We start from the raw sequence: 26,742 nt of genomic DNA, 5'->3' as shown, positions 1-26,742 counted from the left end.
AAAAAATTAATTTCCTGCCCTATTCTAAATTGTAGCTTTTGAAAATAATTACTACAAAAATGTTACTATAAGTTCCCATGCAGCCTATTTCTTATTTCTGATAATGAATAGTCTTTTATCAACTTACCATCTTTAAATACGGTTTCTAGTAGATTATCCTTATATTCTGCTTGTTCTTTTATAGTTAATTCATCTTTATATAAAATGTCTTGTCCTTCTCTATATACATAACACATTCCCTTTTGTGACTTTTTAAAATTATCCTTATCTGTTTTAGGAGCTTTGAAGATAAACTTTTCTTTACCATCTATTACTGCATGAGTAGCCTTTAGGGCAAATCCAAAAGTATCTCTAGTATTATATTGGTAGGTATATGACCCTATACCAAACACACAGTTATTTACTGCAAATCCTTTTTCTTCTAGACCCTTACAAATCTGCTCACATCTTTCCACAGTTATACTGTCTCCATAAATTGTCCCTATTTTACTATTCAAAACCTTATATCCTTTTGAATTGATTTCTCCCCCGAATATATCCCACAGTAGCTCAACAGTTCCCTTATATTCCTCACTATCCTTTGCCACATCCTTATCTCCACAAATTATTTTTACTGGATCCCCACTATCCCCTCTAATAACAATTTTGCCATCTCTATTTAATATATTTTCTTTCAATCTTGGAAGTATACCTGTTATAACATTCCAATAATCATAGGTATCAGATACTATGCTCAAAATTCCACTTGGGAACACCTCAGTGATTAATCTCTTATAGGCTGAAAACTCATCTTCACCGTAGCTACACATTACACTATGTTCTGTAGAAGGTGTTCCTAAGCCAATTATTTCCTCTTCTATATTACAATTATAATATTCCTCTAAATAACTAATGGCAGGTATTGTTGCTGTTCCTAAAAATGAAAGCAAGTGTGCTGCACCACTAAGTTCCGCACTTTCCACAGAGCTAAAACCTCTCATACTAAAATCTCCACAAGCCTTTTTTACATCCCCATTTTCTACAGTAATATTAAAATACTTTTCTACTATTTCTCTGTATCTATATGCAATAGTGGCACTTGTCATTGGCTGCCATATATTGCAGCTCATAAATGTTTCTAAATAATTCACTATCCAAGCAAAATCAGGCTGTGTATTGGTAATCTCAATCATTGGTGTTTTAATATTTACTCTTGAACCTTCTGCTACAGCTTTAATTTGTATTGGCAAATATCCTAAGTCATGCAAAGCTTCAATATGCTTTGTATCAGCTACAATATTTCCCATGGTTTTAGAGATGACTCTTTTATACTCAGAAACCACATCTTCCTTATCCTTTTGGAAGAAGTTTTCATTAAAGTATTGAATTAAATACTTCTTTATAAAAGGTTGTAGTCCAAACATAACAACTTTATCCATATTTTCTTTTCTAGACATTCTGGGAGTCCAGTAACTTACTAATTTAGTCATTCCCTGTGCATAGCACATATGATGAATTGTTTTATAAAAATCCGTTAACAAAAATGGATTTATCATCATAAGTTCCCCCTATTAATTACTTTTACCTGTAGACCTTCCATTACATCTAATGCTTTTTCATGTAGTTTATCATCAAAACTAGCACAAAGACTTGCATCTACTATAATGTCAGCATTTCTGTATTGGGACTGAAACAATACTACGTTACTAATTACACATATATTGGTAACAACTCCAACTATCTCAATTTCCTTGATATCTTCTCCTACTTCATTAGCTATTTGAATCATATCTTCTGGAGATATTCCAAAACCTTTTTTTTCATAATGCATCGTATTTTCTGAACTTGAAAAATCCTTTATTTTTCCATACAGCTTATGACCATTGGTATCTTTAATACAATGTACCACAGGTAAGTTTTTACCTTCTCTAGTTTTTAAATATTCTTCATAATGAGTATCATAAGTAAATATCACCTTATATCCCTCTTGTAAATACTTAGTAACCTTATCATATATAGACTTTTCTAATGTTTTTGCTTTTTCAAATCCAAGTGTTCCATCCACAAAGTCATTTTGATAATCAATAACTACTAATAGTTTTTCCATAATTAATCCCCCCTTTAAATCTCATACACCTTAATTTTTTCATGCCCTTTACTTAAAATACTATTAGTTGTATATAACCTAGTTATTAAACCACTAGTTAACAATTCACCTTCAAAAACTGTATTTTCACAATGGGTAACTACTAAGTATATTTCCGTTGCCCCCATTTCCTTTAACTTAGAAGCTGTAAGCATAAAAGTACCACCTTTTGAACATAAATCATCCACTATAATAGCCTTAAATCTTTTACTTTTCATATTCCCATTAATATCTAGTTTCTTAATAAATCCTGTTTTAAAGTCTCGTTCTTTGCTTGCAGTTAGGTTTTTTTCATAGTCTATTTCTTTTCCATATCTCTTAGCTGCACCTGCATCAGGATAAACTAAATATATCTCTTCTTTTCCATTATTCATCAATTCTTTTAAGAGGCTCTCAGCTAGCATTTTTGACATATTTACTACCTTAACCCTATCCAATAATGCAGTACATACATCTGAATGTGGTTCATAAATTGTTACGCTTTCAAATTTTAAACTATTAATTAATTTGCACAGATGCTTTAAAGTAAAAATTGCTATTCCCTCAGTTCTGTCCATTCTACTATAAGGCATATAGGGAAGTATTAAATTACATTTTACTTTTAATTCATCTAAATGATTTTTCAAAAATATTAGTTGAGTTATATCTTCATCATTCTCAAAATAAAGTCTAATCTCATTATCATCACTTTTTAACTTTAAATTTTTACTATAAATAAGAGATTCACCATTAGGGAATTTCTTAATCTCAACTCTCTCATTATTAAAATAAATCATTTTGTAACCTCCTGATTTTTAAAAATTATGCTCCCAATTTTCATTAAATTTAAATACCTTAGCTGGTCTAAAGGCTTTACCCTCTATTTTTTCATCAGTTTCTATAATCATTTCCCCCATCTTTCTTCTGAAATTTAAAATTTCTTTTCCCATTATCGCTTCATAGACATTCTGTAGTTCCTTTACAGTAAATACTCTTGGCAAAAGATTAAAAGCAATTGGTGTATACTCAACTTTATTTCTTAATCTATCTATTCCATAATCTAATATCTTATAATGATCAAAAGCCAATTCCTTTGTAGAATTATTTAATAATTTATAAGAAATTTCCTTTCTTCTAAAGATGTTTCTTCCAATTTCCTCTGTTACTTCGTAATTCATTATTGTTTTTTCATCAATAGATTTAAGAGATAAAAGATGTTTGTTTTCTGTATATTGTTCTTGCTTTTCAGAGCTGATAAGAGTCTTATCTATCCAAAACCACTCACTTTTCTTTTGCAAATCTACTTCTTTAAATCTTATGCTGCTCTTTTCTACTAAAGCAATATTTCCCACACTAATAACCCTTGTTCTTTTATCTCTATCAACATCTCCAAAAGTATAAAGCTGCTCTGTATAAACATTGTCTATTCCTGTCTTCTCCTTAAGTTTTCTCCTAGCACCAACTTCTAAGTCTTCTTCTATATCAATAAATCCTCCTGGCAGTGCCCATTTTCCTATATAGGGATAATCATCTCTTTTAACTAAAATAACCTGAAGTCCTTTTTTTGGTACCTTCCGAAGATTATCTTCTTCCTTATCATCAGTTGTAAATATTATAATATCATTTGTAACACTTGGTCTTTTATAATCATTCTCATCATAACTTCTTAAGAATTCTTCTTCCTTATCTATAAAATGTTTATCCATATTATTTTCCACCTCAACATATTTTCAGTTAGATAATATCAAATTGATGTTATCTAATAATAGTACAACTTATTCCATCATATGTCAATAAATATTTTTAAATAAAATCTCCATTATTTATATAAAATTTATGTCCATTTCTTCCAGGTAAGATACATATCATATAAATTTCCTTACAATTTTAAAATAATCCACGACAACACATTTCTGTATTGTCGTGGATTTCATAGTGGATGCGAGCCTTCACCAAACAATATCAGCAGCTAAGGCTAGTTTAATAATTACAAAAAACTTCTGACATAAAAACTTATTATCTGTACAAAATAACTTAGAAGGTGGTGATTATAAAATGGCTATTAAAAACAACCATTCTAATTTAAACCAACATAACAATTGCTCAAACTCTAAGCAGCAAAATAACTCTTTTAATATTATCCATGAGAACGAATTCTCTAACTCTAAGAAATATAAAAATGTTGAACCTCTTCCAGAATCCTCACGCCCAAGACGCGATGGTCCTGGTGGAGAGAATGGAGATTAATTTGTATTAAGTTAAATAAACAAGTGACAATATTCATACATATTATCACTTGTTTATTTAATCCTCTTTTATATTTATACTTTTTATATTTTTAGAAGGTTGTCAGTTATATTAAATCTTCTATAACTTTAACCACCTTATTTACCCCTCCAAAATTTATTAATTGCTCCCTTGCTTTTTTAGCATTGTTTACATAGGTAGGATTGTCAATAAAATCATTAACAATCTTTTTAATTGTTTCATTATTAAACCCAGTCTCTTCTAATGAGACCCCTGCCTTCAAGTTAACTATTGAATTGGCATTATATCTTCGCTCAAAAACATTGCCTGGATAAATTATTTGAGGAACTCCATACATTAATCCTGTCATAATACTATTTTGACCTCCATGATTTATGTATGCTATGGCTTCTGGCATAAGTTCACTAAAATCAAACCTTTTATTAACATTTATATTATTTTTTTTGTATGGCTTTACTTGTCCAGTCGCAATATATACTTGAAAATTCGTTTCTTCAAATGCTTTAGTTAAGTTATCTATAACTATTTTAGGATTAATTGTTCCAAAACCCATATACACTATGATTTTATTTTTTGGTTTTTCTACAAATTCAATATTGGATGTAAGGAATGGGCCCGTGAAAACTATATTTTTACCATCAATTGGTTCTAACTCGTATGAACTTGGAATTACTTTTAAGTCAGCCCAATCAAATATATCAAGAACTGAATCAATTTGAGGTAGTTTATTTTCCTGCAAAAATCTCTTAACATTTGTACTATATTCAGGATTTGAAGCAAAAGACTTTTGAAGTGGATAACTATATCCTGAGACTACTTTAACACCTGCTAATTTTGAAGCGACAATTGCAGAAATTCTGGCTTCGGCATATACTATATCAGGTTGAAAATCTTGAATAGCTCTTCTTATATAAAGCACATCTTTATAAAAGTGTTTCTTACTAATTGCCCCAACAAAATGCAATACCTGTTCAAAACTATTGACCTTTTTATTTTTCTGAACTCCAAGTAACTGTACCATTTTAAGCATTTTCTTTCCGATAAACATGGGTGTCCCAAATGGTGACGGGACAGGAGCATAATAATTTTTTACATTTTCTACACTTCTAAAATTAACATCTTTCGCTGAACAAAATGCAACCTCATGCCCCTTCTCAATTAGTTTGTGACATAGAGCAACTGATCTGGAAATAGGACCACTTGTTTCTGACATTGCAGACATAGGTGCTATTAATACTCTCATATTATTATCAATCCTTTACATATAATTAAACAAATATTGGTTTCCTTCTCTAAAATCTACTATCTTCGTATAAGCACTGGCTACATTACATTTATATCGTTGTTTACCATTGTATTTTCCGTTTCTTGATACAGTTTCAGCACCGCAATGAGGGCCATACTTTCCCCTTGACGAATCTAAATTCTTTAACTTCCTGTGTAATTTGGTTTACTTGTGAGCCTAATACAAACATTTCCTCTAAAAGAGAATATATATGCTGTTGTTGTATTTGAATTTGCCATAGTTAATGCCCTCATTCCATTGAATTTAGCATAATTACGAATTTACATCACATTTCAACATTGATTTAAAACATAGCCTTATTTTATTATATAAAATATTAATTACAATATCAGCCATATTTTTTTATTTTTGCAACAACCAGCATCCTCAACTTCACAGGGAGCAATTTTTGAATTCTATTTACGAAACCAGGAATAGTAATGTCTTTATTTTTCATAAATCGTTTATAAGCATATCCAGCAACTTCTTCGGCAGTCATTGCACTTCGTGGAGTTTTTGTTCCTTCTCGAGCAAAGAAATTAGTTTTTGTAGCACCAGGACATAATGTACAAACTTGTACACCTTTTTTCTTTGCTTCATAACGGACTGCCCTACTATAACTCAACACAAAAGCTTTACTGGCAAAATAAGTACTAGTATATGGCCCTGGCTGAAAAGCCCCAGTAGAAGAAACATTTAAAATTTTACCATTCCCTTGCCTATACATATCAGAAATATACAATTTACAGAGTTCTACAAGATTGATGATATTTAATATCATCATACTTTCATCCTGTTGTAAATCAATTTTATCTGTAGAACCAACTAGTCCTACTCCTGCATTATTTACAAGTATGGATATGTTTAATTTATCTTCTTTTATTCTACTATATAATTGTATTGCCGCTCCTATATTTCCCAAATTCTGTTGATAGATTAATACCTTTGTTTTGAACTGATCTTCTAATTTTTTCTTAGCTTTTTTCAATCTTTCACTGCTAGCAGAAACAATAACAAGTCCGTAGCCGTCTCTAGCAAAATTCTTTGCAAGTTCAAATCCTATTCCACTTGTTCCTCCAGTAATTAACACATATTTCATATATAAACACTCCTTTCTTCTTACATCATTATAGAAGAAAGAAATGTCATAGTAATTCACATAGGTTAATTGTAAGAAATATTTTTCATTTCTTTTCTTATCCTGCTCAAAGATGCAGCCCTAATACCTATATAGGATGCAATATACTTTAATTCAACTCTATCATGAAGATGAAGATATTGTCTGCAAAAATCAATATATCGCTCTTCAGCATTCATTAAAGCTGAATTTTTAACCCTATTTTCTAATTTTTCGATTTCCTGTAGATAATACTTAATAAATATATTATTTAAATTTTCATCTGCTTTTATAATTTTATATATCAATACATATGGAAGCTGAATACACTGGCAATGCTCTAGACATTCAATTGTAAATGATGAAACGCTTTCTTTCCGTAAGCCTTCAGAAGAAAAAAACTCATTCTCACTGCTGAAACATTTTGTAATATCATTCCCCTGTTCATCAATATAATAGCCTCTAACTATTCCACTGATGATAAAATAAAGGTTTGTCGATTTCATTCCTTCCAATAATACAATATGTTTTGCTGGGAAATCCACAAAAGAAGCTTCATTATTAATCATATCTGAAACATTTGCATCTATTTTTATTTTAAGTGCTAGTTCCAAATATCTACTAGCATTCATCAATTTTATCAACTCCTTTAATTTCATTGATAAAATGGTTCATTTTATCACTACTTAATTTTTCATTGTAACATATTTTGGTAATGGTCCAGTTCACTATATCACTATAATTGTAGTTTTTATAAAACTTATCCTCTATTTTTGTGTAACTGTAAATACTACACTATTTGATATAAAATTATTATCACCTATAATACCGTAAAAAAAGTGATGATTTCTGTATCTATGTTCATCCAGTAAGTGAGTTAAGTCATCTTCTGAATAATAATGATTATATGATCGATACACATCAAATCTATTTGAATCTAAAAGTACAATATTCTGATCTAAAAATACTTTTTCTTCTGGGTAATGAAACACTTCAGATAAAACAATATGATTTTCATTGCCCCAAAAGTCTTTCTGACTAGTATACCAGTTTTTCTCTATAATCTTATCCTTTTTAAAGTCCTCTGTAAATACATCAAAAATAAAAAATCCACCTGGCTTAAGTGCCTTGTATACCTTTTGTAGAAGCACCGCTCTGTCTTCATTACTTAATACCCCAAAGTCACAGTATATAAGAATAGCCACATCAAACTTCTCATCATAATCAATTTCTAAATAGTTTTGATATATGTATTCAATATTTAACTCTTGCTTCCTATCAGATTCTTTCGCATACTCAATAGACCGCTTTGAAAAATCAATTCCTGTTACATGATATCCTAATCTTGCTAGTCTCTCAGCATATAATCCAGGTCCACAACCCAAATCTAGTATTGTAGAATAGTCTTGTAAAAAGTTATCATTTATCCAAGCTACAGTTTTATCTATAGTTTTTGGTTTTCTACTGGCTGCATCCCAATCTGGGTTTAAATGAGCTTCTAACATATTTTTTGATATATAAGAATCATGCCAAAAGTTTGATGTTCCTGGTTCAAATACTTTAGGTTGTTTAATAAACTTAAATATATCATTAAAATCCATAAATTTATCTCCTTTTATCTAATAAATTTGTGTAACAATATGATTATATAAAAATAAAAAAGAACCGTAGTTTATTCTACGGCTCCTAGAAACAGAGTTACATGTTATTACCGAAAGAATAAGAGTAAAATCTTAATTGATAGACTAGGCATAACAAATAAACTGTTAGGACTAACAGTCTTTTTTGCCTATTCAACTAAAGATTCTATCTTTCTTCTCCACGTTTCACTTATATTAGATGATTACTTAACATCAAGTGCGCCGGATAACATGTCCCCTTTCAATATCATAATGTTACGTATTAAGTATAAGAACATATCTACATCACGTCAATACTTTTATAAAAGATTATTACCATTCTTAAAATTACAATACTTTCTCTATCTTACAAGGATTAATACTATTTTTACCAATTGATATAACAGTATCACATAGCACTCTTTATTCAAATAATTAAATCATGATATAATAATCATAATAACAGTAACTATAGGTCAATAAGCTTTAATATATGTTTAGATATAATTTTCATAACAGAAATATCTTTTGGAAAATCAATTTTATTTACTTAATTTCTTGTATTGGAAACAATATTATAAATCTGTTTAAACCCTTAATGTTTATTTATAAATTTCAAATTACTCCCATCTAAAAAACTTAATAGATACCCCAATACATATCACAGCAAGCATACTTACAAGTAAAATTGGTAGTATTGCCTTATCTATGCTTAAGTTAAGTGATGCACTTTTTAAAAGCTTTATTCCCTGAGTTAAGGGTAAGATATCTGCCACTTTTTGAAGCGCTGTTGGCATAACCTCATATGGTAATGTTGCTCCTGAGAATATAAGCATAGGAAAGTATAGAATACTGGCAATAACACCTGCCATTTTAATATTTTTCGCGATTCCCCCCACCATAAATCCAATGCTGAACATTGATGTCATCACTAATGCATATGCGCCTAAAAAGTTTATCCATGAACCTCTAAATTGAAACTTGAAAAATACTTTTGCTGTTAAATAAACAAGTATTAATGAAGAAATAGCATATAAAGCATAGATTACTCCTTGAACTATTAAAATCATAGATGGAGTAACTGGTGTTACTCTAAATCTTTTTAATATCTTTCTATGACGGTATTCAGATAATACTAATGGTAACCCCATGACACCACCTGCACATATTGCAATGGTTGATACAGCCGCAAAGGATTGTTCCAAGAATGTAAAATCTGCTTCAGGAAATGCGGGTTTATTGCCATAAATAACACCTAAAATAACAATTATTAGCACTGGCATACAGATTGCAAAGATGAACATATCCAAGCCTCTTAGTGATAACTTTAATTCAGTTTTTAACATTGCTTTAAATACTTTCATCATCCAATTCCTCCTCATCTACAAACCATAAATAAGCATCCTCAAATTTTTCATATGGACTCAGTGCCACTGCTTCTTCAACTGTTCCATAAAAATCTATTACTCCATTTTTTAAAATACATATTTTATCGCACAGAACTTCAACCTCATCCATAAAATGAGATGTTAAAAAGATTGTGAGTCCTTGCTTCTTTAAGTTTAACAAGCACTTCCACACATCTCTTCTAGACTTTACATCTAGCCCTGTTGTAAGCTCGTCTAGGAATACTACCTCTGGCCTGGGAATTAGCGCTAGGATAATAAATAATCGTTGCTTTTCACCTCCAGATAGTTCGCTTACTAGATTCTTAACCTTATCTTGAAGATCAAATTGCTCTAATAATTTATTACAATCTAATGGATTTTTGTAAAGAACTTCAGTTATTTCACACAACTCTTTCACTGTAATCTTATCTTGATAATTAGATTCTTGAAACTGAACCCCAACTTTCTGAAATAGCTGTTTTCTTTCTTTTTGAGGATTCATGCCTAGGATAGATACCTGCCCACTATCAAAATTCTTTGTACCTAAAATACACTCTATAGCAGTACTTTTTCCGGCCCCATTGGCCCCAAGCAATCCAAATACCTCCCCTTTCTCTACCGTTAAACTAACACCCTTCACCACTTGAACATCCCCATAGGATTTATAAAGATTATGCACTTTTATTACTTCCATGTGTTATTCCCTCCTTTTGATAAAAGAATAACACCATCACAAAGTCTGGTGTTAAAGTGTAGAGTTTGTATTAAATTGGGTTTTCATAAATTCTAATTGCTTCAATATACTATTTGCATTTTTTTCTGCATCACTTAAGGAAGTAAGAAGCTTATCACATGCTGTAACAATGTCCTCATCCTCTTTTGGTTTATTGATTACCTCTCTAATATCAATTTCCTTACTTTCTGATATGGCATTAAGCATTCTCAAAATTGCTGAAAGGGAATAGTTAGCACAACGTAAAGTACGTATTATTTTCAATCTATTAATATCACTTTCAGTATAAACTCGATATCCATTCTGCTTTCTCTTAACAGTAAGTAAACCATTCATCTCCCAATTTCTTAATGTGTCTATTGTGACTTGCAGATAATCTGCAGTTTGTTTTCTCGTAAAAAATATATCATTATCTTTAGCATCTATGCCTAATAAAAGCTTCTTTGAAAGCTCTATGGCTTCCTCTGCATTTTTTCGCTCTTGCTTTATCTGATTTATATAATCATTTGCACAGTTAATTGCTTCTTGAAACTCTCCCTTGGCAGATAACTTAACAACATTGATTATCTTCTTTCTAAGCCCATTTTGTAGAACCTCTACTTTAAAGGCAGTTCTAGAAAGGTTAAACTGCTTTATATGATAGTCAGTAAATACTCTATAACCATTTGGTAATCTATTCACCTTTGGTATTAATTCAAGCTTTTCGTACAAACGTACAGTGTTGGAATGTACCCAACGCTTTTAGCTACTTCTGCTGTTTTATATATCTTACCCATACTATTTATTTGCCCCCCATACCACTATCTATTCCGCATCAAAATCAATAAAGTACTTTTTCTCTGGGGTATGTATCGTAAGGGTCGCCAAATTAATATTGTCATCTAAAATATCCACTCTGTATTCGAACATGATGTCGTCATTTTGCTTCTTCAAGAATAAGTAACTTCCTTCTTCTTGTTCCTCCACCTCATCACTTATTTCATCGTAGATTTCTTCACCACTAACTTCTCCAGAATATCCTGATTTTCTTATCTTCTCTTCTATCGCTTTAAAAAACTGTTCCATATATTTTCTCTCTCTTTCTTTTTTATATAAGTATATCATGTTTCTAAATAAAAGTAGTCCTAACCATTATTAATTAATGATCAAATCCAAAATCGCATTTATTTATGACACGGTTGAGCGTATCATAAGTAAAAAATCTTAGACTTTCCTATATACAATATAATTAATAATATTTCAAATTCAAGTTTCAACTGTATGTTTTATATTATATTCAAGCACCAACCATTTCTTATAGTAAGTACTGTTTTAATTATTCAGCTAGATTATTATACCTTCAAAATGATCCATTTCATGTTGAATTATTTGTGCTGTAAATCCAGTAAACACTTGCTTTTGTTTCTTAAAAGTTCTATCAAGATACTCCACCTCTATCATTTCATATCTCTTTGTTTTTCTAAAGCCAATTAAAGATAAACAACTCTCTTCTGTTTCATACAGCTTTTCTTTCTTTAATATAACTGGATTTATCATAGGTACAATAAGGTTGCCTACAGTAAATACCAATATACGCTTTTTTACTCCTATCATGTTCCCAGCTAATCCAACACAATGCTCTAAATTTGCGCTTAATGTATCTATCAAATCATCAATTACTACTATATCATTTTTAGTTGCCTCTTCTGATTTTTGTCCTAAAAACAATATATCTTTTACAATTGGTTTTATCATAATTTATACCTCTTTTTCAGTTATATTTTTTATAAAAATAGTATATTCATCTATACCCTTTACTCAGCACTCTTAAGTGATTCTATCATATCAATTTTATCAAATCTTTTGTACATAGCTAAATTCACCACTACAGAAAATAATAATGTCAGTAAAATAGAATATACGAAATAAATTGGGCTAATTTTCTGCAAAAACATTATAACATTTGTTTCTGCAGTAGATGTAATAAACTTGTTTAGGATTATTCCCACAAATATTCCAGTTAAGCTACCTAGCATAGTTAGTATTATATTTTCTCTGTATATATATGCTGCTAACTCACTATCATAAAATCCTAAGAGTTTTATTGTTGCAAGTTCTCTTCTTCTCTCAGTGATGTTTATATTTGTAAGATTATATATTACGACAAAGGCCAAAACCCCTGCTGATACTATTAATAAAAGCACCACAGTATTCATGGTATCAACACTCTTATTAAAATCAACCTGTACATTATTTTTAAATACTACAGAATTAACACTACTAATACCTTTCAAGGTGTTTAATGTATTATTTTTCATAGCCTCAGATTTATTATTAAGCAATCCGTAGAAACTATTAAAGGTTACATTGCTTCCTGTTATCTTTTTATAAAGATTAGGACTCATATATATATAATGTTGAATATAATGTTCCGTTACAGCAGATATTTTAGCTTTTATAACCTTATCATTTAGAGTAATTTCAACAGTATCTCCAGCTTTTTTATTTATAAGCTTGGAAAGTTTTTTAGTTAAAATAACTCCATCATCATCAAGGCTTAATTTTTCACCCTTCATAGTTAGCTTTACATAGCTGTTAAAAGCGTCTTTATCTTCTGGAACAACTACATAGGCATCTTGACTTTTAGAATTTTCAGATTTAACTGAACCATTCTTTGAGTAGGTAAATAATATAGATTTAACATTTGAGTCCTTCAATGCCTTTATTTTAATATCCTTCTTACTAGTTTCATTTACATTTTTATTAAGAGTGGCCTGCATATCGTATTTATAGATTTCACCAAATTGGGCTTCTGTTGCACCAATTACTCCTTCTTTCAGACCGAAGCCTGTTATCATAAGTCCCGTGCAGGCAGCAATACCTATAACAGTCATAAACAATCTTTGCTTATACCTGAATATATTCCTTGCAGTAACCTTCTTTGTAAAGTTGAGTCTTTTCCATATAAAATCAACTCTCTCTAAGAATATTTTTTTACCTGATTTAGGTGGTTTCGGCCTCATTAAAGAAGCTGGCACTTCTCTTAATTCTTCTAAAGTTGATGCCACTGCTGCTATAGCTGTGAAAAATACAGCTACTAAAGATGCCTGCAAGGCAAGACTTGTATTAAAAGGTGTTACCGACTCTGGAATAGCATAAAGAGAACTATAAGCATTCATTATAAAGGGTGGAAATAATCTAAATCCAATTGAAACACCAATAATGCTTCCAATGGCACTTGCAGAAAGTGCATAAATAAGATAATGAGATACTATTGCCCCTCTTGAATATCCTAAAGCCTTGAAAGTACCTATTTTTATTCTCTTATCCTGAACCATTCTAGTCATTGTAGTAAGACTTACCAGTGATGCCACTAGGAAAAATATTAAAGGAAAAGCTTTTCCTATATTGTCAATTCTGTCACTGTCCTGCCTATAACTTTCATAACCTACATTTTGCGTTCTTCCTAGCACATACCAGTCAGGCTTTTTAATATCATTAAGTTTATCTCTACTCTTCTGAATTTCAGCCTCTCCCTCTGCAAATTTTGCATTTGCCTTTTCTTCTTCTGATTTTAATTTTTCAGTATTCTTATCAATTTCTTTTTGTGCCTCTTGTAACTCTTTTCTTCCACTATTAAACTTCTCTAACCCTTCCTGTCTTTTCTTATTTAACTGAACCTCAGATTCAGCAATTTGTTTCTTCCTTGCTTCAAATTCTATAATAGCTTTATTAAGTTTAGCTTCACTCTCTTGAAGCTGCATGTTGCCCTCACCAAGCTGAAGCTTTGCATTTTCAAGTTCCTTTTTTTTAACCTTTATCTCATTTTCTCCAGATAGAATCTGCTTTTTTCCATCCTCTATCTGTTTAGTACTCTCTTCTATCTTTTGATTAAAAAGAAGCTCATTTTTTCTAAGCTCTTCCTTACCTTTAAGGATTTTATCTCTAGCATCATCTAACTTATTATATCCATCAGCAAACTTCTGTGCTGCTTCTTTCTTAGAACTGTCTAATTTACCTTGTGCTTCTGCTATCTTATCCCTGCCCTCTTTTAAAACCTCAGCATATCTTATTTCATTTCTTAATACTCCAAGGTTCTTAAGATCCTTTTCTATAGTATCAGTGTTTTCTTTATAACTCTCATTATTTAAAAGACTGTTTTTTGAGAATTCATTGTCAGTCCTTGCATATATTTCTGTATAAACTTCACTCTTGAAAACTTCAGAAAGTATATATACAAACCCTCTTACAGTACCATTACCAACAGAGCTAAGCTGCCTTTGCTCAGAAACATATATTGGAGATTCTGCCGTTCCTACAATCTTGAATTCTGTATTTTTTAAGCTATCTTCTATATTTGTGTCATTGCCAGACTTAATAAGTATCTTGTCCCCTAGCTTTAGTTTGTTCTTTTCAAAAAACTTTTCCTCAACTACAGCTTCATCAGCCTTCTCTGGTCTTCTACCTCTAATCGTTCTTATATTATTAATGCCCTTTTCCTCAGGCAAGGAGTTTATATTCAGCACTAACTCCTGTTTATTCTTTTCTACTACTGCATCTATGGAGTAAGAACCCTCTGCTTGTGTTACACCACTTTGCTTTTGAAGCTCAGCTAAATCATTTTTGGTAAGTCCTAGAGTAGAAATTAGTTTGAAATCCATAAAATTGTTTTTACTAAAATAATAATCTGCTGACATCTTCATATCCGGGCTGGTAGCTCTTACACCTGCATAAAAAGCTACACCAATTGCAATAATTATAACTATTGATAAAAATCTTGAAAGGGACTTTTTTATATCCCTAAATAAATTCTTAAAAAATGTCTTCTTCATAACTACCACTCTATACTTTCTATGGAAACAGGATTTTCATTTCTCTTAACATTTTCTATTTTTCCACTTTTCACAGTAATTATTTTATCAGCTATTGGTGCTAAGGCAGAGTTATGGGTAATAACAACAATGGTCATATTATATGTTTTTGCTGTATCTGACAATAGTTTTAATATTGCTTTCCCTGTATTATAGTCCAAGGCTCCTGTAGGCTCATCACAAAGAAGGAGTTTAGGATTTTTTGCAATAGCTCTTGCTATGGATACCCTTTGCTGTTCTCCACCAGAAAGCTGGGAAGGAAAATTATAAAGTCTATCTTCAAGTCCAACATTTTTAAGTACCTCTAAGGGGTTCATGGCATCTTCGCATATTTCCACCGCTAACTCTACATTTTCCATGGCATTTAAATTCTGAACTAAATTATAAAATTGAAATACAAACCCTATATCTTCACGCCTGTATTTTGTAAGTTGCTTTTTATTATACTTGCTTATTTCATTGCCATCTACAAGTATGCTTCCTTCCGTTACATGATCCATACCGCCTAGAAGATTAAGTATTGTTGATTTTCCTGCACCACTGGCACCAAGAATAATAACAAATTCGCCCTGCTCCATAGAAAAAGAAACTTCATCAACTGCTTTAATAACTACTTCCCCCATATCATAGCTTTTTCTTACATTTTTAAACTCTACAAAACTACTCATCTTTAGTTAATCACTCCTTATAAAGTTTTAACAGTAATCGTTTTCTTTTATATTAAAAATATGTTCCTTTATTGTAGAAACATATTTTTTATAACCCTGTTTAATATTGATTATTAACTCTATTTTAAATTGTTGAGTTCATTATAATGAAGATTATACCAAATCAATAATTACCTAAAACATAGCCTAATTATTAAATAATCCAGCCCCTTTTATGATTTCCTGTTCCCTAAATAAACTTAAAACAGCTTCATTATAATCTCTTAACTTTTGTGACTTCTTTATTTTTTTAGCATATTTTTTATTATCTGAAAATATGCAAGCCATATACCCCCATAGTTCTTTCATTTTAAACATTGCATTTCTATCTTCATTAAATAATTCTATATACTTATTTAAAATTTCATCATGAAAAGCTTTTAATACTTTTTTATCTATATTAATATTATTTTTAATCTCATTCATTAATCCTGGATTGGCTAACATCCCTCTTCCAAGCATTATTGTTTTTAATTCTGGAAAAGCTTTTGTTAATTTATTATAATCACTAGCAGTAAAAATATCCCCATTATAACATACTGGATTGACACTTAAAGATAATGCATCTTTAAATACTTGTAAATTAGGTTTATTTCCATAAAAATCTTCTCGAGTTCTTGGATGAATAATTAATTCTTCTAAAGGATATTTATTGTAAATTTTTATTAGCTCATAAAATTCTTCTGGACTATCTTTTCCTATTCTAGTTTTTATAGAAATTTTCATATCACCCATTTTAAATATTTCATCTAAAAACCTATCAAGTTCTTCTCTTTTGGCTAGAAATCCTGAGCCTCTATTTTTCGAAACAACCGTTCCAGCAGGACATCCTAAATTTAAATTAACCTCATTATAACCTAATTGTTGTAATTTTCTAGAAGTAATAACGAAACCTTCCGAATCGTTAGTAAGTATTTGAGGAACTATATTCATCCCTTTATTATTTTCAGGCAAAACATCTCTTAATTCTTTAGTCTTAAGACTTCTACTTTTATTTGTAACAATAAAAGGTGTAAAATACTTATCAATATTACCAAAAAATTTTTCATAAGAATTTCTATATATGTATCCCGTAATTCCTTCCATTGGTGCTAAATAATATTTCATTTATTATCTTTAGTAAGAGAATGTATTATACGTACCAAACTCTCACTAAATCTATCCCCCTTTCATTTTATACACTTTTTAGTATCTTTAATGCTATATACATACAAGCTATTATCAAAAATATTATAGATAAATATTATTCTCCAAGGATCATTTGAACAATTATAAAAACCAATGGACTTAATGGTATCACATCTTACTCTTTATTCCAACAATTAAATTATGATATAATAGCCGTAACGTATTGGAGGTGTTTTTATGAAGGTCATTGATACATTCAGCTCTAAATCAGCTTGCTCCTTGCAAAGACTACAACAAAGTCAGCTATGCTTTGTTTGGGGCCTAAGCTGTTAAGTTAGCTGAAATGCGTACATGTTTTAGGCTCTGTAACACATAGCTTTTTAGTATTCTTTGCTTTAATACTACGATAAAGGCGAAGGAGTAAGGAAATGAAATATATAAAAGCACATGATGTGTTACCAGAGGAAATTGTTAAAATAATACAAGAATATGTGGACGGGGAATATCTTTATGTACCCAGAAAAAAGGAAAATCATAAAGCCTGGGGAGAAAAGAGTGGTATAAAGAGTACTCTTAAGGTAAGAAATAATGAAATTTATAAAAAGTACATTGATGGGACTACTATTAATGAACTAGCTCAAAAATATTACCTGTCAGAAAAAAGTATAAGAAGAATAATAGGTCAAGAAAAACTTCTATGCTCACAATCATTATAGAATTATTTATTAGATTGAATGCTTATTTTAAATTATGTTATGATTTCATTGTGGCAATCCAATGAGAGTTATCATTTCTAATTTAAGACAAGGTTCAGAAGTAAAATGATTGTGAATATGTAGTATTATGTTTTAAATCAAGATGATTATTGTTACTCTCAGTTAGAGTGATAATAATCATCTTTTTTGTTAGTGAAAGCTATGTTTTAGTGACTTGTTAATGACCTATAATTTCAAAAACAATTTTAAATTTAAAACAAATCCTAAATTTAAAACAACATATTTTAGAAAAGAGGTGCTCAATTTTATGAATGCTTTTATAAAAAAACATGAGTATAATTATATAAAAAAATGTTTAAATGATTTAAATAATGCTTTTAGAGGTTGTACAGATCCTAATATTATTGGAGCAACTAAATCATATATACATGAGAAAATATTACGTCTTTTTACAAATTTATCTGAGGAGGAAAAAGAACTACTTGATATTAGTAAAATAAATGACCATTTGCAAATTGACACGTATTTATCTTCGTTGAATAAATATGTATATGGAATGCCAACTGTTACTAATGCGCAAATTAATAAATTATTTAAAAAGGAAAAGAAATTAAAATTACCAAGCATAAATGCACAAGATTCAAAAAATGTGTATTTAGGTTGGATTGATGAATCTGTTAGAAAATTATTTGTAGTTTACAATATGAATGGTAAACTTATAGGTATGTCATGTAGAATTCCAAATTATAGTTCCAATAACACTCATGTGTGTACCCTTTGCAATCGTGCAGGCAACGAAAATGAGGTAGCCTTTGTTTCGCCTATCTGTAAAACAGCTAATTATAGGTCAATAGGTTTTCATATGTGTTTAGATAGCACGAAGTGTAATAAGCGAATTGCATCTGTTGAAAAGCTTGAGAAAATTCTAAAGGATGTTAACAATATCAAGTAATTCTTAGCTTCAAATGAATTAACATCCATCTTGAGAGACCTTATTAATAATTGAAACAGCTATTAAAGATTTTATGCCACTTCATTACTGCAAACATCCTTAACTAATAAACCCTATGTTACTTATTAAACTAACATAGAGTTTATCATTATAACTAAATACTCCAACTATTAATTTGTTTAACATACATCCATTTAGCAAATAGATAATATATTGTTTGTAACACTAAATATATTCCTGCAATAAATATAAAATATTTTGCATATAAAAGTCCAACGGATTTTACAGCAAACACAGCATGAAGTGTTGCTACTGTAAGCGGCAAGAAAAACATTGTAAAGCTTTGAATACTTACTGCCTTTTTTATCTCTTCCTGTGTAACACCTATCTTTTTTAATCCTACAAAATCTTGCTTATCTTTCTCAATTTCATTAAACATCTTGAAATACAATATACTTCCTGTTGCAATGAAAAATATCATTGCAATAAATGTTCCTATAAACAATAGTACAGATAAAATCTGCATTAATCCTGCTGCACTTATTACTCTTTCAGTAAAGAAATTTTTTTGACTTTTTGTAACTTCATTTTTTATTTCAGTTACTGCACTAACAGCTTTTAAATTGTGTTTAATATTGTATCCATAATAAATACACTTATTACTATCTGAAACCTTATTCCACAACTTTTGAAAATCACTATTACTTACAATTATGGTATTAGTATTTTCAGTATCTGCGTTTATAATTCCACCTTTTAAATTATCTAATATATCAAAGCTACTTACTTTACCACTAATGTTTAGGTTCAAATTCTTCTGATTATTAAAAGGAAGTTCTGTTTTTTGATTGACTATATTATTAGTTAAATCATAAGTATATATTACCACTTGTCCATTTTTTAAATCTAAAGATTTCTTATCATACTGTTTTGCAAGTTCATTAAAACTACTCTGAGACATTATATTAAAATCAGTTTTGTTTATTTTTATGCCATAAGTATTTTTCTTAGTTTCTTGCATTATATCATTATTTTTTCCTTTTATTAGTTCTATTTTATTTTTATATTTTATATCAAATTTATACTTTTTTAGTATATCTTCAACTTTTCCATTAGGTATAACTTTATGAGAATTTATACCTTGTTCTATAAATCCTATGTCCTGTGGACAATTTTCTTCAAGAGAAGATAAAGTTACCTTTTGTAGAGAATAAACTGATATAGCTGATGCAAGAGTAATTCCACTGAGTATTGAAGTAATAAACAATACCTTTGCATTATCTTTTAATTTATATATAATTTGAGACAATGTTATCATATTTATTCCTTTATAATAAACATTTTTATTATTTTGAAGCTTATTTGTAAAATATACACTAAACTGAGAAAATAAAAAGCGAGTTCCTATTATTACAACTATAAGTATTGGAATCATTGTAAGTATAATAGCTGTCTTAGAAAGTAAACCTACAACATATCCTGAAAGAATAAGTATTATTGCGAGTGTTGATTTTACTTTGGAGAATTTAGGTGTTTCTTTAGGTATTCTCTCACCTTTTAATAATTCTGCAATATTATTATTTTTTATTTTAAAGCTTGTAATAAAACTTATAACGTTCAAAAGTATTAAAAAGCTTGCTACTGTTATTTTTACAGCTTTACTTGATATTAGAAATGGAATTTCTGAATTCAAATCTAAAATTACAGATACAGCCATAAAAAATAATTTTGAAAACATCATTCCAAAGAAAATCCCTGTTATGATAGAAACAATTGAAATTATTATATTTTCAAACATAACATATCGTCTTATTTGACCTTTAGTTAAACCAAACATTGATAAAAGTCCAAATTCTTTTTCTCTAGACCTTAAAAAGTTAGTTATTGAATAACTTGAAAATATAAAAGTAAAAATTATTATTACAAACTCACATAAATACATTAATCTACTAGCAACATCACCTATAGTCTTGTCACTAATATTACCGGTACTTACACTTGGATTATATATAAAATTAGCAAATATAAAAAATATGGTTACAACTATTACATTACTCAAATAATACATAACGTATTTATTTAAATTTCCTTTAATATTTTTAATAGCTATATTATTAATTGTCATTTTAATCCTCCCCTCCTTAGAGTGTATAATTACTAGGCCTACTTCCTAAAAGTGAAAGAGAATCCATAATTTCTTTAAAAAATGCTTGTCTATTTCCTCCATTCACAATTTCTAAAAAATACTTTCCATCCTTAATCATAATTATTCTTTTACAAAAACTTGCAGAAAAAGGATCATGAGTAACCATCATTATAGTAGCCCCCTTTTTTTCATTTAGATTTGTTAAAGTTTCCATAACATCCTGAGACGCTTTAGAATCAAGATTTCCTGTAGGTTCATCTGCAAGAATTATAGAAGGATTATGAATAAGCGCTCTGGCACAAGCTGCCCTCTGTTGTTGGCCTCCTGAGATTTCATAGGGCTTTTTATTTAAAATATCTTTAATATTTAATAGGTTTGTAATATCTTCAACCCTATTTTCTATTTTTCTTACATTAACCTTCTCTAATACAAGTGGCAGTATTATATTTTCCTTAACAGACAACGAGTCTAAAAGATTAAAATCTTGAAATATAAAGCCCAATTCCTTCCTTCTAAATAAAGCAATATTTTTTTCATTTAGCTCTATTGGATTTGTACCATTTATAAAAAGTTCTCCTGATGAAGGATTATCTATAGTTGCCATTATGTTTAATAATGTTGTTTTACCACTACCTGATGGTCCCATTACTCCAACAAATTCACCTTCTTCAATTTCTAAACTAAATTTATCTAAAGCTTTAAACTTCATTCCACCCTTTTTTCCACCATAAATTTTTGTTATATTTTCAACCTTTAAAATTGACATATTAAAAACCTCCTATTTCGCATGTTCTTCAAAGACTATATATTTATTATAAAAAAAATAGAGAAATCTTAATATCGATTTCTCTTTCATTTCCAATATATATCTTACAATTTTGAAAGATTACAGTTTAAATATATTTTTACCTTTATAGAAAGTAATATAAAACTTTGCTCCATTCCCTTCCTCTGATTCAACATATAGATCATTTCCAAGCTCTTTGCAAATACGTTTTGATAAATGCAATCCCATACCTGTAGACTCAGAAGTCTTCCTGCCATTTTTACCTGTAAAGAAAGCATTAAATACCCGTCCTAAATCTTCCTTTGGTATACCAATTCCATTATCCTTAATACTTACTACTACTTTTTCAGTATCTTCGTTTATATTAAAATTTATAACTTTTCTATGCTTTTCTGCTACGGCGGTATATTTTATTGCATTAATTACAATTTGATTGATAACAAAATACATCCACTTTTTATCCGTTTGAACAATTGCAGTTTCCCCTGTAATTTCAGGGAATATCTTATACCTAATAAGTAATTTTTTATTATTGTTTATCACTTTTCTTAAAACCAACAATATATCTGTATCTTCAACATTAAAATCATGATTAAATTGATTTATTCTTGCATTATACAGCATAATATTAAGGCCTTGCGATATCTTTTCATTTTCTTCACCAATACTATCAAGAATCTCCTTACATTCGGATGTACTTTCTTCCTGTAATATTAAATTGATTACAGACACAGGAGTCTTCATTTGATGTACCCATTGATTAGTAAAATATGAATACTGCTTTTGAATATCTTCATATTTATAAATATTACCTTTATATGTTTTATGCAACTTTTTCAATATATTTGCAAAAAGTTTTTGTTCTATAGTTCTGCCTTTTCCTACATTTATAATATCTTCTATAATATCTTCAGAATTTAATGCTTCATAAAGCCGACTGTAAAATAATCTTACCTTTGAATATTCATATAACAAAAATATAATAAATATCACTGTAGAAACGAAATAGGCATATACTATATTAGTTAAGGGAAAATCTACTACTTTCATAATTATTGTCAAATACGTTATTAAAATAGCTAAAGATGTACTGACGAAATATACTATTACATAAGCTATTCTATCTTTTAAAAATTCTATAAAGTTCATCTTATTCACCAACTCTTTACTATACCCAATTATTAATAAGGCATATAAAAATAAATAACAAATCAAAGATGCGACGGATATTTTGTGAAATACAATGACTTGGGTTCTGCTAATAGTTATTCTATTAGTAGGTTCCAAGCAAGAAGTAGCTCTCAAAAAAGGCTAGCATACTGACTAGTTATTTATTTGAATGTGCCTAAATATATATCCTTGTCCACGTTTTGTCTCTATAGCATCTTTAATACCTACTTCTTCTAATCTTTTTCTAACTCTTGTAACATTAACAGAAAGGGTATTATCATCAATAAATTCTGTATCACTCCAAAGAATCTCAAGTAAAGTATCTCTTGAGACAATTTTATTTATGTTTTTTACAAGATGAAATAAAAGAGAGAATTCGTTTTTACTAAGCTCAACTTTTCTATCTTTAAATTCCAGTATATTTTTATTTGTATATAATATTAAATCATCAATCTTTATAAAATCTGTATCATTTTTAGCGTAACTACCATAAGCTCTTCTTAATACACCTTTTATCTTTGCCAATAGTACATCATATGAAAATGGTTTTATTATAAACTCATCTCCACCATTATCTATTGCCATAACTTGATCCATATCCGAATCTCTAGCTGATATAAATATTATAGGAACTTTTGAGTAACTTCTTATCTCACTACACCAATAGAAGCCATCAAAGAAAGGAAGATTTATATCCATTAAAACAAGATCTGGCTTATACTCCAGAAACTCATTTTTTATATTTGAAAAATCTTTAACTAAAAATGTTTTATATCCATATCGTTCTAAATGTTTTTTTATAAGTTCAGCCATTTTCTTGTCATCTTCTATAATCATAATACTATACAAATTTATCCCAACCTTTAAATACTTAATAATTTTTACACCGTAAATTAATGATATACCATAAATTTTTATAACATAAGTAAAATATTAGCTAAAAATAAATTAATCAAATTATAATCTTCTCATTGGAAAAAATAAATATAATTGTCCATTCTCTTTAGGACAATTATAATCAAATACAGCACCTTCTAATTTAATATTATTATTGTCCATGTAATTTAAAACATAAGAAAAGGCTTCTTCGTACTTATTATCAACTTTTATATAAAGATACTCAAATGCAGGAACTGTCCACTTTATCCAGGTATCAGGCACTTCAACATCATCCATGACTTCTACCCCTGCTAAATACAATCCTCTTGTAAAATTCTCTTCCCAGGGTTTAAAGTTTCTTGAAAAATCACTCATTAATCCCCATATTCCTGAAATATTCCCTTCTTCATCTTTCTTTGCTAAAAATTCAATCTCATCAAAGTGGTTGTTGGCATTTTCCCATAAGTTCTTTACAAAATTATTTCCATCATCTGTTGAGCCTTCTTTGCCAATTACTGAAAAAGAAGTTTTAATACATTTTTTGATTTCCATATTGATTTGCCCCCCTATATACATTAACTGTGACTGCTTCTTTCAACTGTACATCTATTTAATTATATACCATATAATTTTTCCATAAAGTGTTACTTCATTATCGTCTACATTTTTTTTACTGGTGTAAAAGTTATGTTACTGTCACCTTCCTTGGTATTCTTATTACTGCTTTCGTTTCTTTTCCATTTTCACTTTCAATGACTAAATAGCCGTGATGAGCTTCAATAACATTTTTTTAATTTTTTGTAACTACTGGCCTAGTTGCTTATTTAAAAGAAATATATTTTCTATTTCATTTCCCTGCTCATCATAATATTTTACATCTGCTCCTGTTATATACCCTAATGTATCTCTATGAAGTACACGCCCTTGAATATTTAATAATGATTCTTCATTCATGGGTAGCTCTACTTCTTTTGTTTCATAATCTGTTTGGCATACTATCTTTACTTTCATGTATATCATTCTCCTTTATAGATTAGTATGCTTCAATAAAACCTAAAATATTTTAACATATTACCTACCATATTTTTATGATATCGCTGATTTATAGCATTCTAATAAATTCATCAAAACCTGTACAAAATGCCTTAATAATCATACAGATCTTTTGAATATATTAATCCAACCTGCATTAAGTGTTGTATCAATTGCCTAATCTAATCACTTCATACTAGAGTTATTATACTTAATTAAAATATCTAAAATATCTTTAGGATTATTCAACTTATAAGTAGCTTCCAAATTATCAGAATCCTCTATACCCCATAAGGCTAACACTGAATGAACTCCTGCATTTTTAGCACACTGCATATCATATATCGAATCACCAACATAAATTGTATCTTGTCTCCTAGCATTAGTAATTTCTAAATACTTTTCCATTGGATCTCCATTTGGTTTATGTTTTTTAGTATCATCAGCACAAATTACCACATCAAAATAAGAATCTAATCCAAATCTTACAAAGTCGCTTTCATATTCTTTTCTAGTTTTAGATGTTATAATTCCTAACTTTATAGACTTAGATTTTAATGCTTGTACTACAGATCTTATCCCATCAAAAAGAGTAATCTCATGGGAATATTCTTTAGAATATTCATCCCACTTTTCTTCTACTTCTTCTAAGTTTTCTATATCAAGCCTTGATAAAGCAACTTTTCCCGGTATTCCTAGAGCAAATCTTAATTCTTCTAAACTTTTTTCTATCCCTTTCTCTTCTAAAATTGTTTTTTGTAAAGAATTTAAAACTGCCTTTTCTGAATCTATTAAAGTACCATCGATATCAAATACTACATGTGAATATCTCATATAAACACCTCCACTTGTTTGATTAATTATTAATCTATTAGCTCACTAGCCATTTTACTTAATCCATATTCATAGTCATCATTAAAATCATTAGATAATATAATTTCTGGCATCGCCTCCTCTGGAATTCTAACTTTACAATACTGCTTAACTTCTTCTAATTTGTCTGATATATAGGAGTTGTTATATATAACTATTAAGTTTGGATTTATCAATGCTATATATGATTGAATTATTTTCCCATAATATTCAACAATATCTATTTCATCAAAACCATTTTTAGCCTGCTCTATATTATCATCACAAATAGGAAGATAGTGTAGTTCACCAGCAAAATTAGATATTCCCCTCCATACTTTGCCATTTATAACCATGCTAGAGCCAATTCCATTGTCACCTATGTATATGTTCACTACTACTTGCATGTCTTTAGTATCATGTCTTTCCCAATACCCTCTAACAGCAATATTCATATCATTTTCAACATTTACAGCAATATTATACTTATCTTTAAAATACTTAATTATATCTACTCCTTGCAATTCATTATATTCCATTTTAGATATAATTTTTCCATCATTAATATTACTTGCTACACCAATAATTACACTAGACAATTGGCAATAACGTGATTTTACTAATGCTATTATTTGATCCATTTTTTTTAATATTTCATTTTCGAAAATTACATTTCCAGATTCTATCCTATTTCTACAAAAATCATTTATTATCCAATTTATTTTATTTCCCTCTAAGTATAACAATAATGAAACTGCATACATTGGATTTAAACTATATTTTTTTGCACATCTTCCTCCAAAAGAATCTTTTCTTCCAACCTCATTTACCTCTTTCTTATCAATTAAATACTCTATTACACTACTAACTGTTGGAAAACTCAATCCAGTATATTTAGCTATATCAGTTTTGCTAATAGATTCATTTGCATTTAATACCTTAAGAATATTTTTAATATTTATACTTTTTATAGTACCTGAGTTTGCCATTTTTATTTGCTCCTTTAATA

26 protein-coding genes and 2 pseudogenes are annotated in these 26,742 nt (G+C 29.3%); 3 read left to right on the top strand and 25 right to left on the bottom strand.

The window, feature by feature from the left end:
• Positions 1-65: 65 nt before the first annotated feature.
• From OW729_RS16025 to OW729_RS16010, 4 genes are read right to left on the bottom strand one after another with little or no spacing between them, the layout of a single operon-like run.
• Complete coding sequence (locus OW729_RS16025) at positions 66-1,535, bottom strand: nicotinate phosphoribosyltransferase (protein ID WP_268062574.1); 1,470 nt, start codon at positions 1,533-1,535, stop codon at positions 66-68.
• Positions 1,535-2,086 (bottom strand): cysteine hydrolase family protein, encoded by a 552-nt coding sequence (locus OW729_RS16020; protein WP_268062564.1) that lies wholly within the window; start codon positions 2,084-2,086, stop codon positions 1,535-1,537. The genes OW729_RS16025 and OW729_RS16020 overlap by 1 nt, the downstream gene beginning before the upstream one ends.
• Positions 2,087-2,100: 14 nt before the next feature.
• A complete protein-coding gene (locus tag OW729_RS16015; RefSeq protein WP_268062563.1) occupies positions 2,101-2,901 on the bottom strand; it encodes a ribose-phosphate pyrophosphokinase in 801 nt (266 codons plus the stop codon).
• Between the two features lie 18 nt (positions 2,902-2,919).
• Positions 2,920-3,810, bottom strand: coding sequence for an NUDIX hydrolase (locus OW729_RS16010; protein WP_268062562.1), 891 nt, complete (start codon positions 3,808-3,810; stop codon positions 2,920-2,922).
• Positions 3,811-4,159: 349 nt separating this feature from the next.
• Here OW729_RS16010 and OW729_RS16005 point away from each other — a divergent pair, with 349 nt between their 5' ends.
• Positions 4,160-4,351 carry a hypothetical protein gene (locus OW729_RS16005; protein ID WP_268062561.1) on the top strand — a complete coding sequence of 64 codons (192 nt, stop codon included), beginning with the start codon at positions 4,160-4,162 and terminating at the stop codon, positions 4,349-4,351.
• 106 nt (positions 4,352-4,457) lie between these two features.
• Here the strand turns inward: OW729_RS16005 and OW729_RS16000 are convergent, their stop codons facing one another.
• The 13 genes and pseudogenes from OW729_RS16000 to OW729_RS15940 form a co-directional block, all read right to left on the bottom strand.
• Entirely contained in the window at positions 4,458-5,615 is a 1,158-nt protein-coding gene (locus OW729_RS16000; RefSeq protein ID WP_268062560.1) for a glycosyltransferase, read from the bottom strand.
• Between the two features lie 87 nt (positions 5,616-5,702).
• Positions 5,703-5,889 (bottom strand): annotated as a pseudogene (locus OW729_RS15995) (transposase-like zinc-binding domain-containing protein); the annotation flags it as partial.
• Positions 5,890-6,006: 117 nt separating this feature from the next.
• Positions 6,007-6,756, bottom strand: a complete 750-nt coding sequence (locus OW729_RS15990; RefSeq protein WP_268062559.1) for an SDR family NAD(P)-dependent oxidoreductase — start codon at positions 6,754-6,756, stop codon at positions 6,007-6,009.
• A gap of 65 nt (positions 6,757-6,821) precedes the next feature.
• The gene (locus OW729_RS15985; RefSeq protein WP_268062558.1) at positions 6,822-7,406 is read right to left on the bottom strand and encodes a Crp/Fnr family transcriptional regulator; all 585 of its coding nucleotides are present in this window, start codon (positions 7,404-7,406) and stop codon (positions 6,822-6,824) included.
• 135 nt (positions 7,407-7,541) lie between these two features.
• On the bottom strand, positions 7,542-8,375 hold the full coding sequence (locus OW729_RS15980) for a class I SAM-dependent methyltransferase (RefSeq protein WP_268062557.1): 834 nt from the start codon (positions 8,373-8,375) through the stop codon (positions 7,542-7,544).
• Positions 8,376-9,013: 638 nt separating this feature from the next.
• Entirely contained in the window at positions 9,014-9,757 is a 744-nt protein-coding gene (locus tag OW729_RS15975; protein ID WP_268062556.1) for an ABC transporter permease, read from the bottom strand.
• Positions 9,744-10,475, bottom strand: a complete 732-nt coding sequence (locus tag OW729_RS15970; RefSeq protein WP_268062555.1) for an ABC transporter ATP-binding protein — start codon at positions 10,473-10,475, stop codon at positions 9,744-9,746. Before OW729_RS15970 ends, OW729_RS15975 begins: the two co-directional genes overlap by 14 nt.
• Positions 10,476-10,526: 51 nt before the next feature.
• Positions 10,527-11,290, bottom strand: a pseudogene (locus tag OW729_RS15965) (MerR family transcriptional regulator).
• Positions 11,291-11,318: 28 nt separating this feature from the next.
• On the bottom strand, positions 11,319-11,579 hold the full coding sequence (locus OW729_RS15960) for a hypothetical protein (RefSeq protein WP_268062554.1): 261 nt from the start codon (positions 11,577-11,579) through the stop codon (positions 11,319-11,321).
• 258 nt (positions 11,580-11,837) lie between these two features.
• Positions 11,838-12,248 (bottom strand): peptide deformylase, encoded by a 411-nt coding sequence (locus tag OW729_RS15955; RefSeq protein ID WP_268062553.1) that lies wholly within the window; start codon positions 12,246-12,248, stop codon positions 11,838-11,840.
• 59 nt (positions 12,249-12,307) lie between these two features.
• Positions 12,308-15,325, bottom strand: a complete 3,018-nt coding sequence (locus tag OW729_RS15950; protein WP_268062552.1) for an FtsX-like permease family protein — start codon at positions 15,323-15,325, stop codon at positions 12,308-12,310.
• 2 nt (positions 15,326-15,327) lie between these two features.
• Positions 15,328-16,032, bottom strand: coding sequence for an ABC transporter ATP-binding protein (locus OW729_RS15945; RefSeq protein ID WP_268062551.1), 705 nt, complete (start codon positions 16,030-16,032; stop codon positions 15,328-15,330).
• A 186-nt stretch (positions 16,033-16,218) separates the two neighbouring features.
• The gene (locus tag OW729_RS15940; RefSeq protein ID WP_268062550.1) at positions 16,219-17,178 is read right to left on the bottom strand and encodes a tRNA dihydrouridine synthase; all 960 of its coding nucleotides are present in this window, start codon (positions 17,176-17,178) and stop codon (positions 16,219-16,221) included.
• 449 nt (positions 17,179-17,627) lie between these two features.
• On the opposite strand from OW729_RS15940, the gene OW729_RS15935 reads away from it, so the two are divergent.
• Together OW729_RS15935 and OW729_RS15930 are read left to right on the top strand one after the other, a co-directional pair.
• Positions 17,628-17,915 (top strand): CD3324 family protein, encoded by a 288-nt coding sequence (locus OW729_RS15935; protein WP_268062549.1) that lies wholly within the window; start codon positions 17,628-17,630, stop codon positions 17,913-17,915.
• Positions 17,916-18,222: 307 nt separating this feature from the next.
• Entirely contained in the window at positions 18,223-18,867 is a 645-nt protein-coding gene (locus tag OW729_RS15930) for a FusB/FusC family EF-G-binding protein (RefSeq protein WP_268062548.1), read from the top strand.
• Between the two features lie 154 nt (positions 18,868-19,021).
• Here the strand turns inward: OW729_RS15930 and OW729_RS15925 are convergent, their stop codons facing one another.
• The 8 genes from OW729_RS15925 to OW729_RS15890 form a co-directional block, all read right to left on the bottom strand.
• Positions 19,022-20,992 (bottom strand): FtsX-like permease family protein, encoded by a 1,971-nt coding sequence (locus tag OW729_RS15925; RefSeq protein ID WP_268062547.1) that lies wholly within the window; start codon positions 20,990-20,992, stop codon positions 19,022-19,024.
• Positions 20,993-21,008: 16 nt separating this feature from the next.
• Positions 21,009-21,779, bottom strand: coding sequence for an ABC transporter ATP-binding protein (locus OW729_RS15920; protein ID WP_268062546.1), 771 nt, complete (start codon positions 21,777-21,779; stop codon positions 21,009-21,011).
• A 120-nt stretch (positions 21,780-21,899) separates the two neighbouring features.
• Positions 21,900-22,949 carry a sensor histidine kinase gene (locus tag OW729_RS15915; RefSeq protein WP_268062545.1) on the bottom strand — a complete coding sequence of 350 codons (1,050 nt, stop codon included), beginning with the start codon at positions 22,947-22,949 and terminating at the stop codon, positions 21,900-21,902.
• Between the two features lie 174 nt (positions 22,950-23,123).
• Complete coding sequence (locus OW729_RS15910; protein WP_268062544.1) at positions 23,124-23,819, bottom strand: response regulator transcription factor; 696 nt, start codon at positions 23,817-23,819, stop codon at positions 23,124-23,126.
• 108 nt (positions 23,820-23,927) lie between these two features.
• Positions 23,928-24,401, bottom strand: a complete 474-nt coding sequence (locus OW729_RS15905; protein WP_268062543.1) for a GyrI-like domain-containing protein — start codon at positions 24,399-24,401, stop codon at positions 23,928-23,930.
• Between the two features lie 252 nt (positions 24,402-24,653).
• Positions 24,654-24,860 carry a hypothetical protein gene (locus OW729_RS15900; protein WP_268062542.1) on the bottom strand — a complete coding sequence of 69 codons (207 nt, stop codon included), beginning with the start codon at positions 24,858-24,860 and terminating at the stop codon, positions 24,654-24,656.
• 207 nt (positions 24,861-25,067) lie between these two features.
• Positions 25,068-25,715 carry an HAD family hydrolase gene (locus OW729_RS15895; RefSeq protein WP_268062541.1) on the bottom strand — a complete coding sequence of 216 codons (648 nt, stop codon included), beginning with the start codon at positions 25,713-25,715 and terminating at the stop codon, positions 25,068-25,070.
• 29 nt (positions 25,716-25,744) lie between these two features.
• The gene (locus OW729_RS15890; RefSeq protein WP_268062540.1) at positions 25,745-26,722 is read right to left on the bottom strand and encodes an ROK family transcriptional regulator; all 978 of its coding nucleotides are present in this window, start codon (positions 26,720-26,722) and stop codon (positions 25,745-25,747) included.
• Between the last annotated feature and the right edge of the window lie 20 nt (positions 26,723-26,742).

This window comes from Clostridium brassicae (assembly GCF_026738875.1).
Taxonomy (GTDB): domain Bacteria; phylum Bacillota; class Clostridia; order Clostridiales; family Clostridiaceae; genus Clostridium_H; species Clostridium_H brassicae.
This window is presented reverse-complemented; position numbering and strand designations above follow the sequence as displayed.

What these genes read in the sequence shown, in the direction of transcription:
- OW729_RS16005 (WP_268062561.1), top strand. Translation starts at nt 4,160, where the DNA reads ATGGCTATTAAAAACAACCATTCTAATTTAAACCAACATAACAATTGC.
- OW729_RS15930 (WP_268062548.1), top strand. Translation starts at nt 18,223, where the DNA reads ATGAATGCTTTTATAAAAAAACATGAGTATAATTATATAAAAAAATGT.
- OW729_RS16025 (WP_268062574.1), bottom strand. Translation starts at nt 1,535, where the DNA reads ATGATAAATCCATTTTTGTTAACGGATTTTTATAAAACAATTCATCAT.
- OW729_RS16000 (WP_268062560.1), bottom strand. Translation starts at nt 5,615, where the DNA reads ATGAGAGTATTAATAGCACCTATGTCTGCAATGTCAGAAACAAGTGGT.
- OW729_RS15895 (WP_268062541.1), bottom strand. Translation starts at nt 25,715, where the DNA reads ATGAGATATTCACATGTAGTATTTGATATCGATGGTACTTTAATAGAT.
- OW729_RS15925 (WP_268062547.1), bottom strand. Translation starts at nt 20,992, where the DNA reads ATGACAATTAATAATATAGCTATTAAAAATATTAAAGGAAATTTAAAT.
- OW729_RS15960 (WP_268062554.1), bottom strand. Translation starts at nt 11,579, where the DNA reads ATGGAACAGTTTTTTAAAGCGATAGAAGAGAAGATAAGAAAATCAGGA.
- OW729_RS15900 (WP_268062542.1), bottom strand. Translation starts at nt 24,860, where the DNA reads ATGAAAGTAAAGATAGTATGCCAAACAGATTATGAAACAAAAGAAGTA.
- OW729_RS15890 (WP_268062540.1), bottom strand. Translation starts at nt 26,722, where the DNA reads ATGGCAAACTCAGGTACTATAAAAAGTATAAATATTAAAAATATTCTT.
- OW729_RS15950 (WP_268062552.1), bottom strand. Translation starts at nt 15,325, where the DNA reads ATGAAGAAGACATTTTTTAAGAATTTATTTAGGGATATAAAAAAGTCC.
- OW729_RS15975 (WP_268062556.1), bottom strand. Translation starts at nt 9,757, where the DNA reads ATGAAAGTATTTAAAGCAATGTTAAAAACTGAATTAAAGTTATCACTA.
- OW729_RS16010 (WP_268062562.1), bottom strand. Translation starts at nt 3,810, where the DNA reads ATGGATAAACATTTTATAGATAAGGAAGAAGAATTCTTAAGAAGTTAT.
- OW729_RS15915 (WP_268062545.1), bottom strand. Translation starts at nt 22,949, where the DNA reads ATGAACTTTATAGAATTTTTAAAAGATAGAATAGCTTATGTAATAGTA.
- OW729_RS15955 (WP_268062553.1), bottom strand. Translation starts at nt 12,248, where the DNA reads ATGATAAAACCAATTGTAAAAGATATATTGTTTTTAGGACAAAAATCA.
- OW729_RS15940 (WP_268062550.1), bottom strand. Translation starts at nt 17,178, where the DNA reads ATGAAATATTATTTAGCACCAATGGAAGGAATTACGGGATACATATAT.
- OW729_RS15990 (WP_268062559.1), bottom strand. Translation starts at nt 6,756, where the DNA reads ATGAAATATGTGTTAATTACTGGAGGAACAAGTGGAATAGGATTTGAA.
- OW729_RS15970 (WP_268062555.1), bottom strand. Translation starts at nt 10,475, where the DNA reads ATGGAAGTAATAAAAGTGCATAATCTTTATAAATCCTATGGGGATGTT.
- OW729_RS15980 (WP_268062557.1), bottom strand. Translation starts at nt 8,375, where the DNA reads ATGGATTTTAATGATATATTTAAGTTTATTAAACAACCTAAAGTATTT.
- OW729_RS15920 (WP_268062546.1), bottom strand. Translation starts at nt 21,779, where the DNA reads ATGTCAATTTTAAAGGTTGAAAATATAACAAAAATTTATGGTGGAAAA.
- OW729_RS15945 (WP_268062551.1), bottom strand. Translation starts at nt 16,032, where the DNA reads ATGAGTAGTTTTGTAGAGTTTAAAAATGTAAGAAAAAGCTATGATATG.
- OW729_RS16020 (WP_268062564.1), bottom strand. Translation starts at nt 2,086, where the DNA reads ATGGAAAAACTATTAGTAGTTATTGATTATCAAAATGACTTTGTGGAT.
- OW729_RS15905 (WP_268062543.1), bottom strand. Translation starts at nt 24,401, where the DNA reads ATGGAAATCAAAAAATGTATTAAAACTTCTTTTTCAGTAATTGGCAAA.
- OW729_RS15985 (WP_268062558.1), bottom strand. Translation starts at nt 7,406, where the DNA reads ATGAATGCTAGTAGATATTTGGAACTAGCACTTAAAATAAAAATAGAT.
- OW729_RS16015 (WP_268062563.1), bottom strand. Translation starts at nt 2,901, where the DNA reads ATGATTTATTTTAATAATGAGAGAGTTGAGATTAAGAAATTCCCTAAT.
- OW729_RS15935 (WP_268062549.1), top strand. Translation starts at nt 17,628, where the DNA reads ATGAAATATATAAAAGCACATGATGTGTTACCAGAGGAAATTGTTAAA.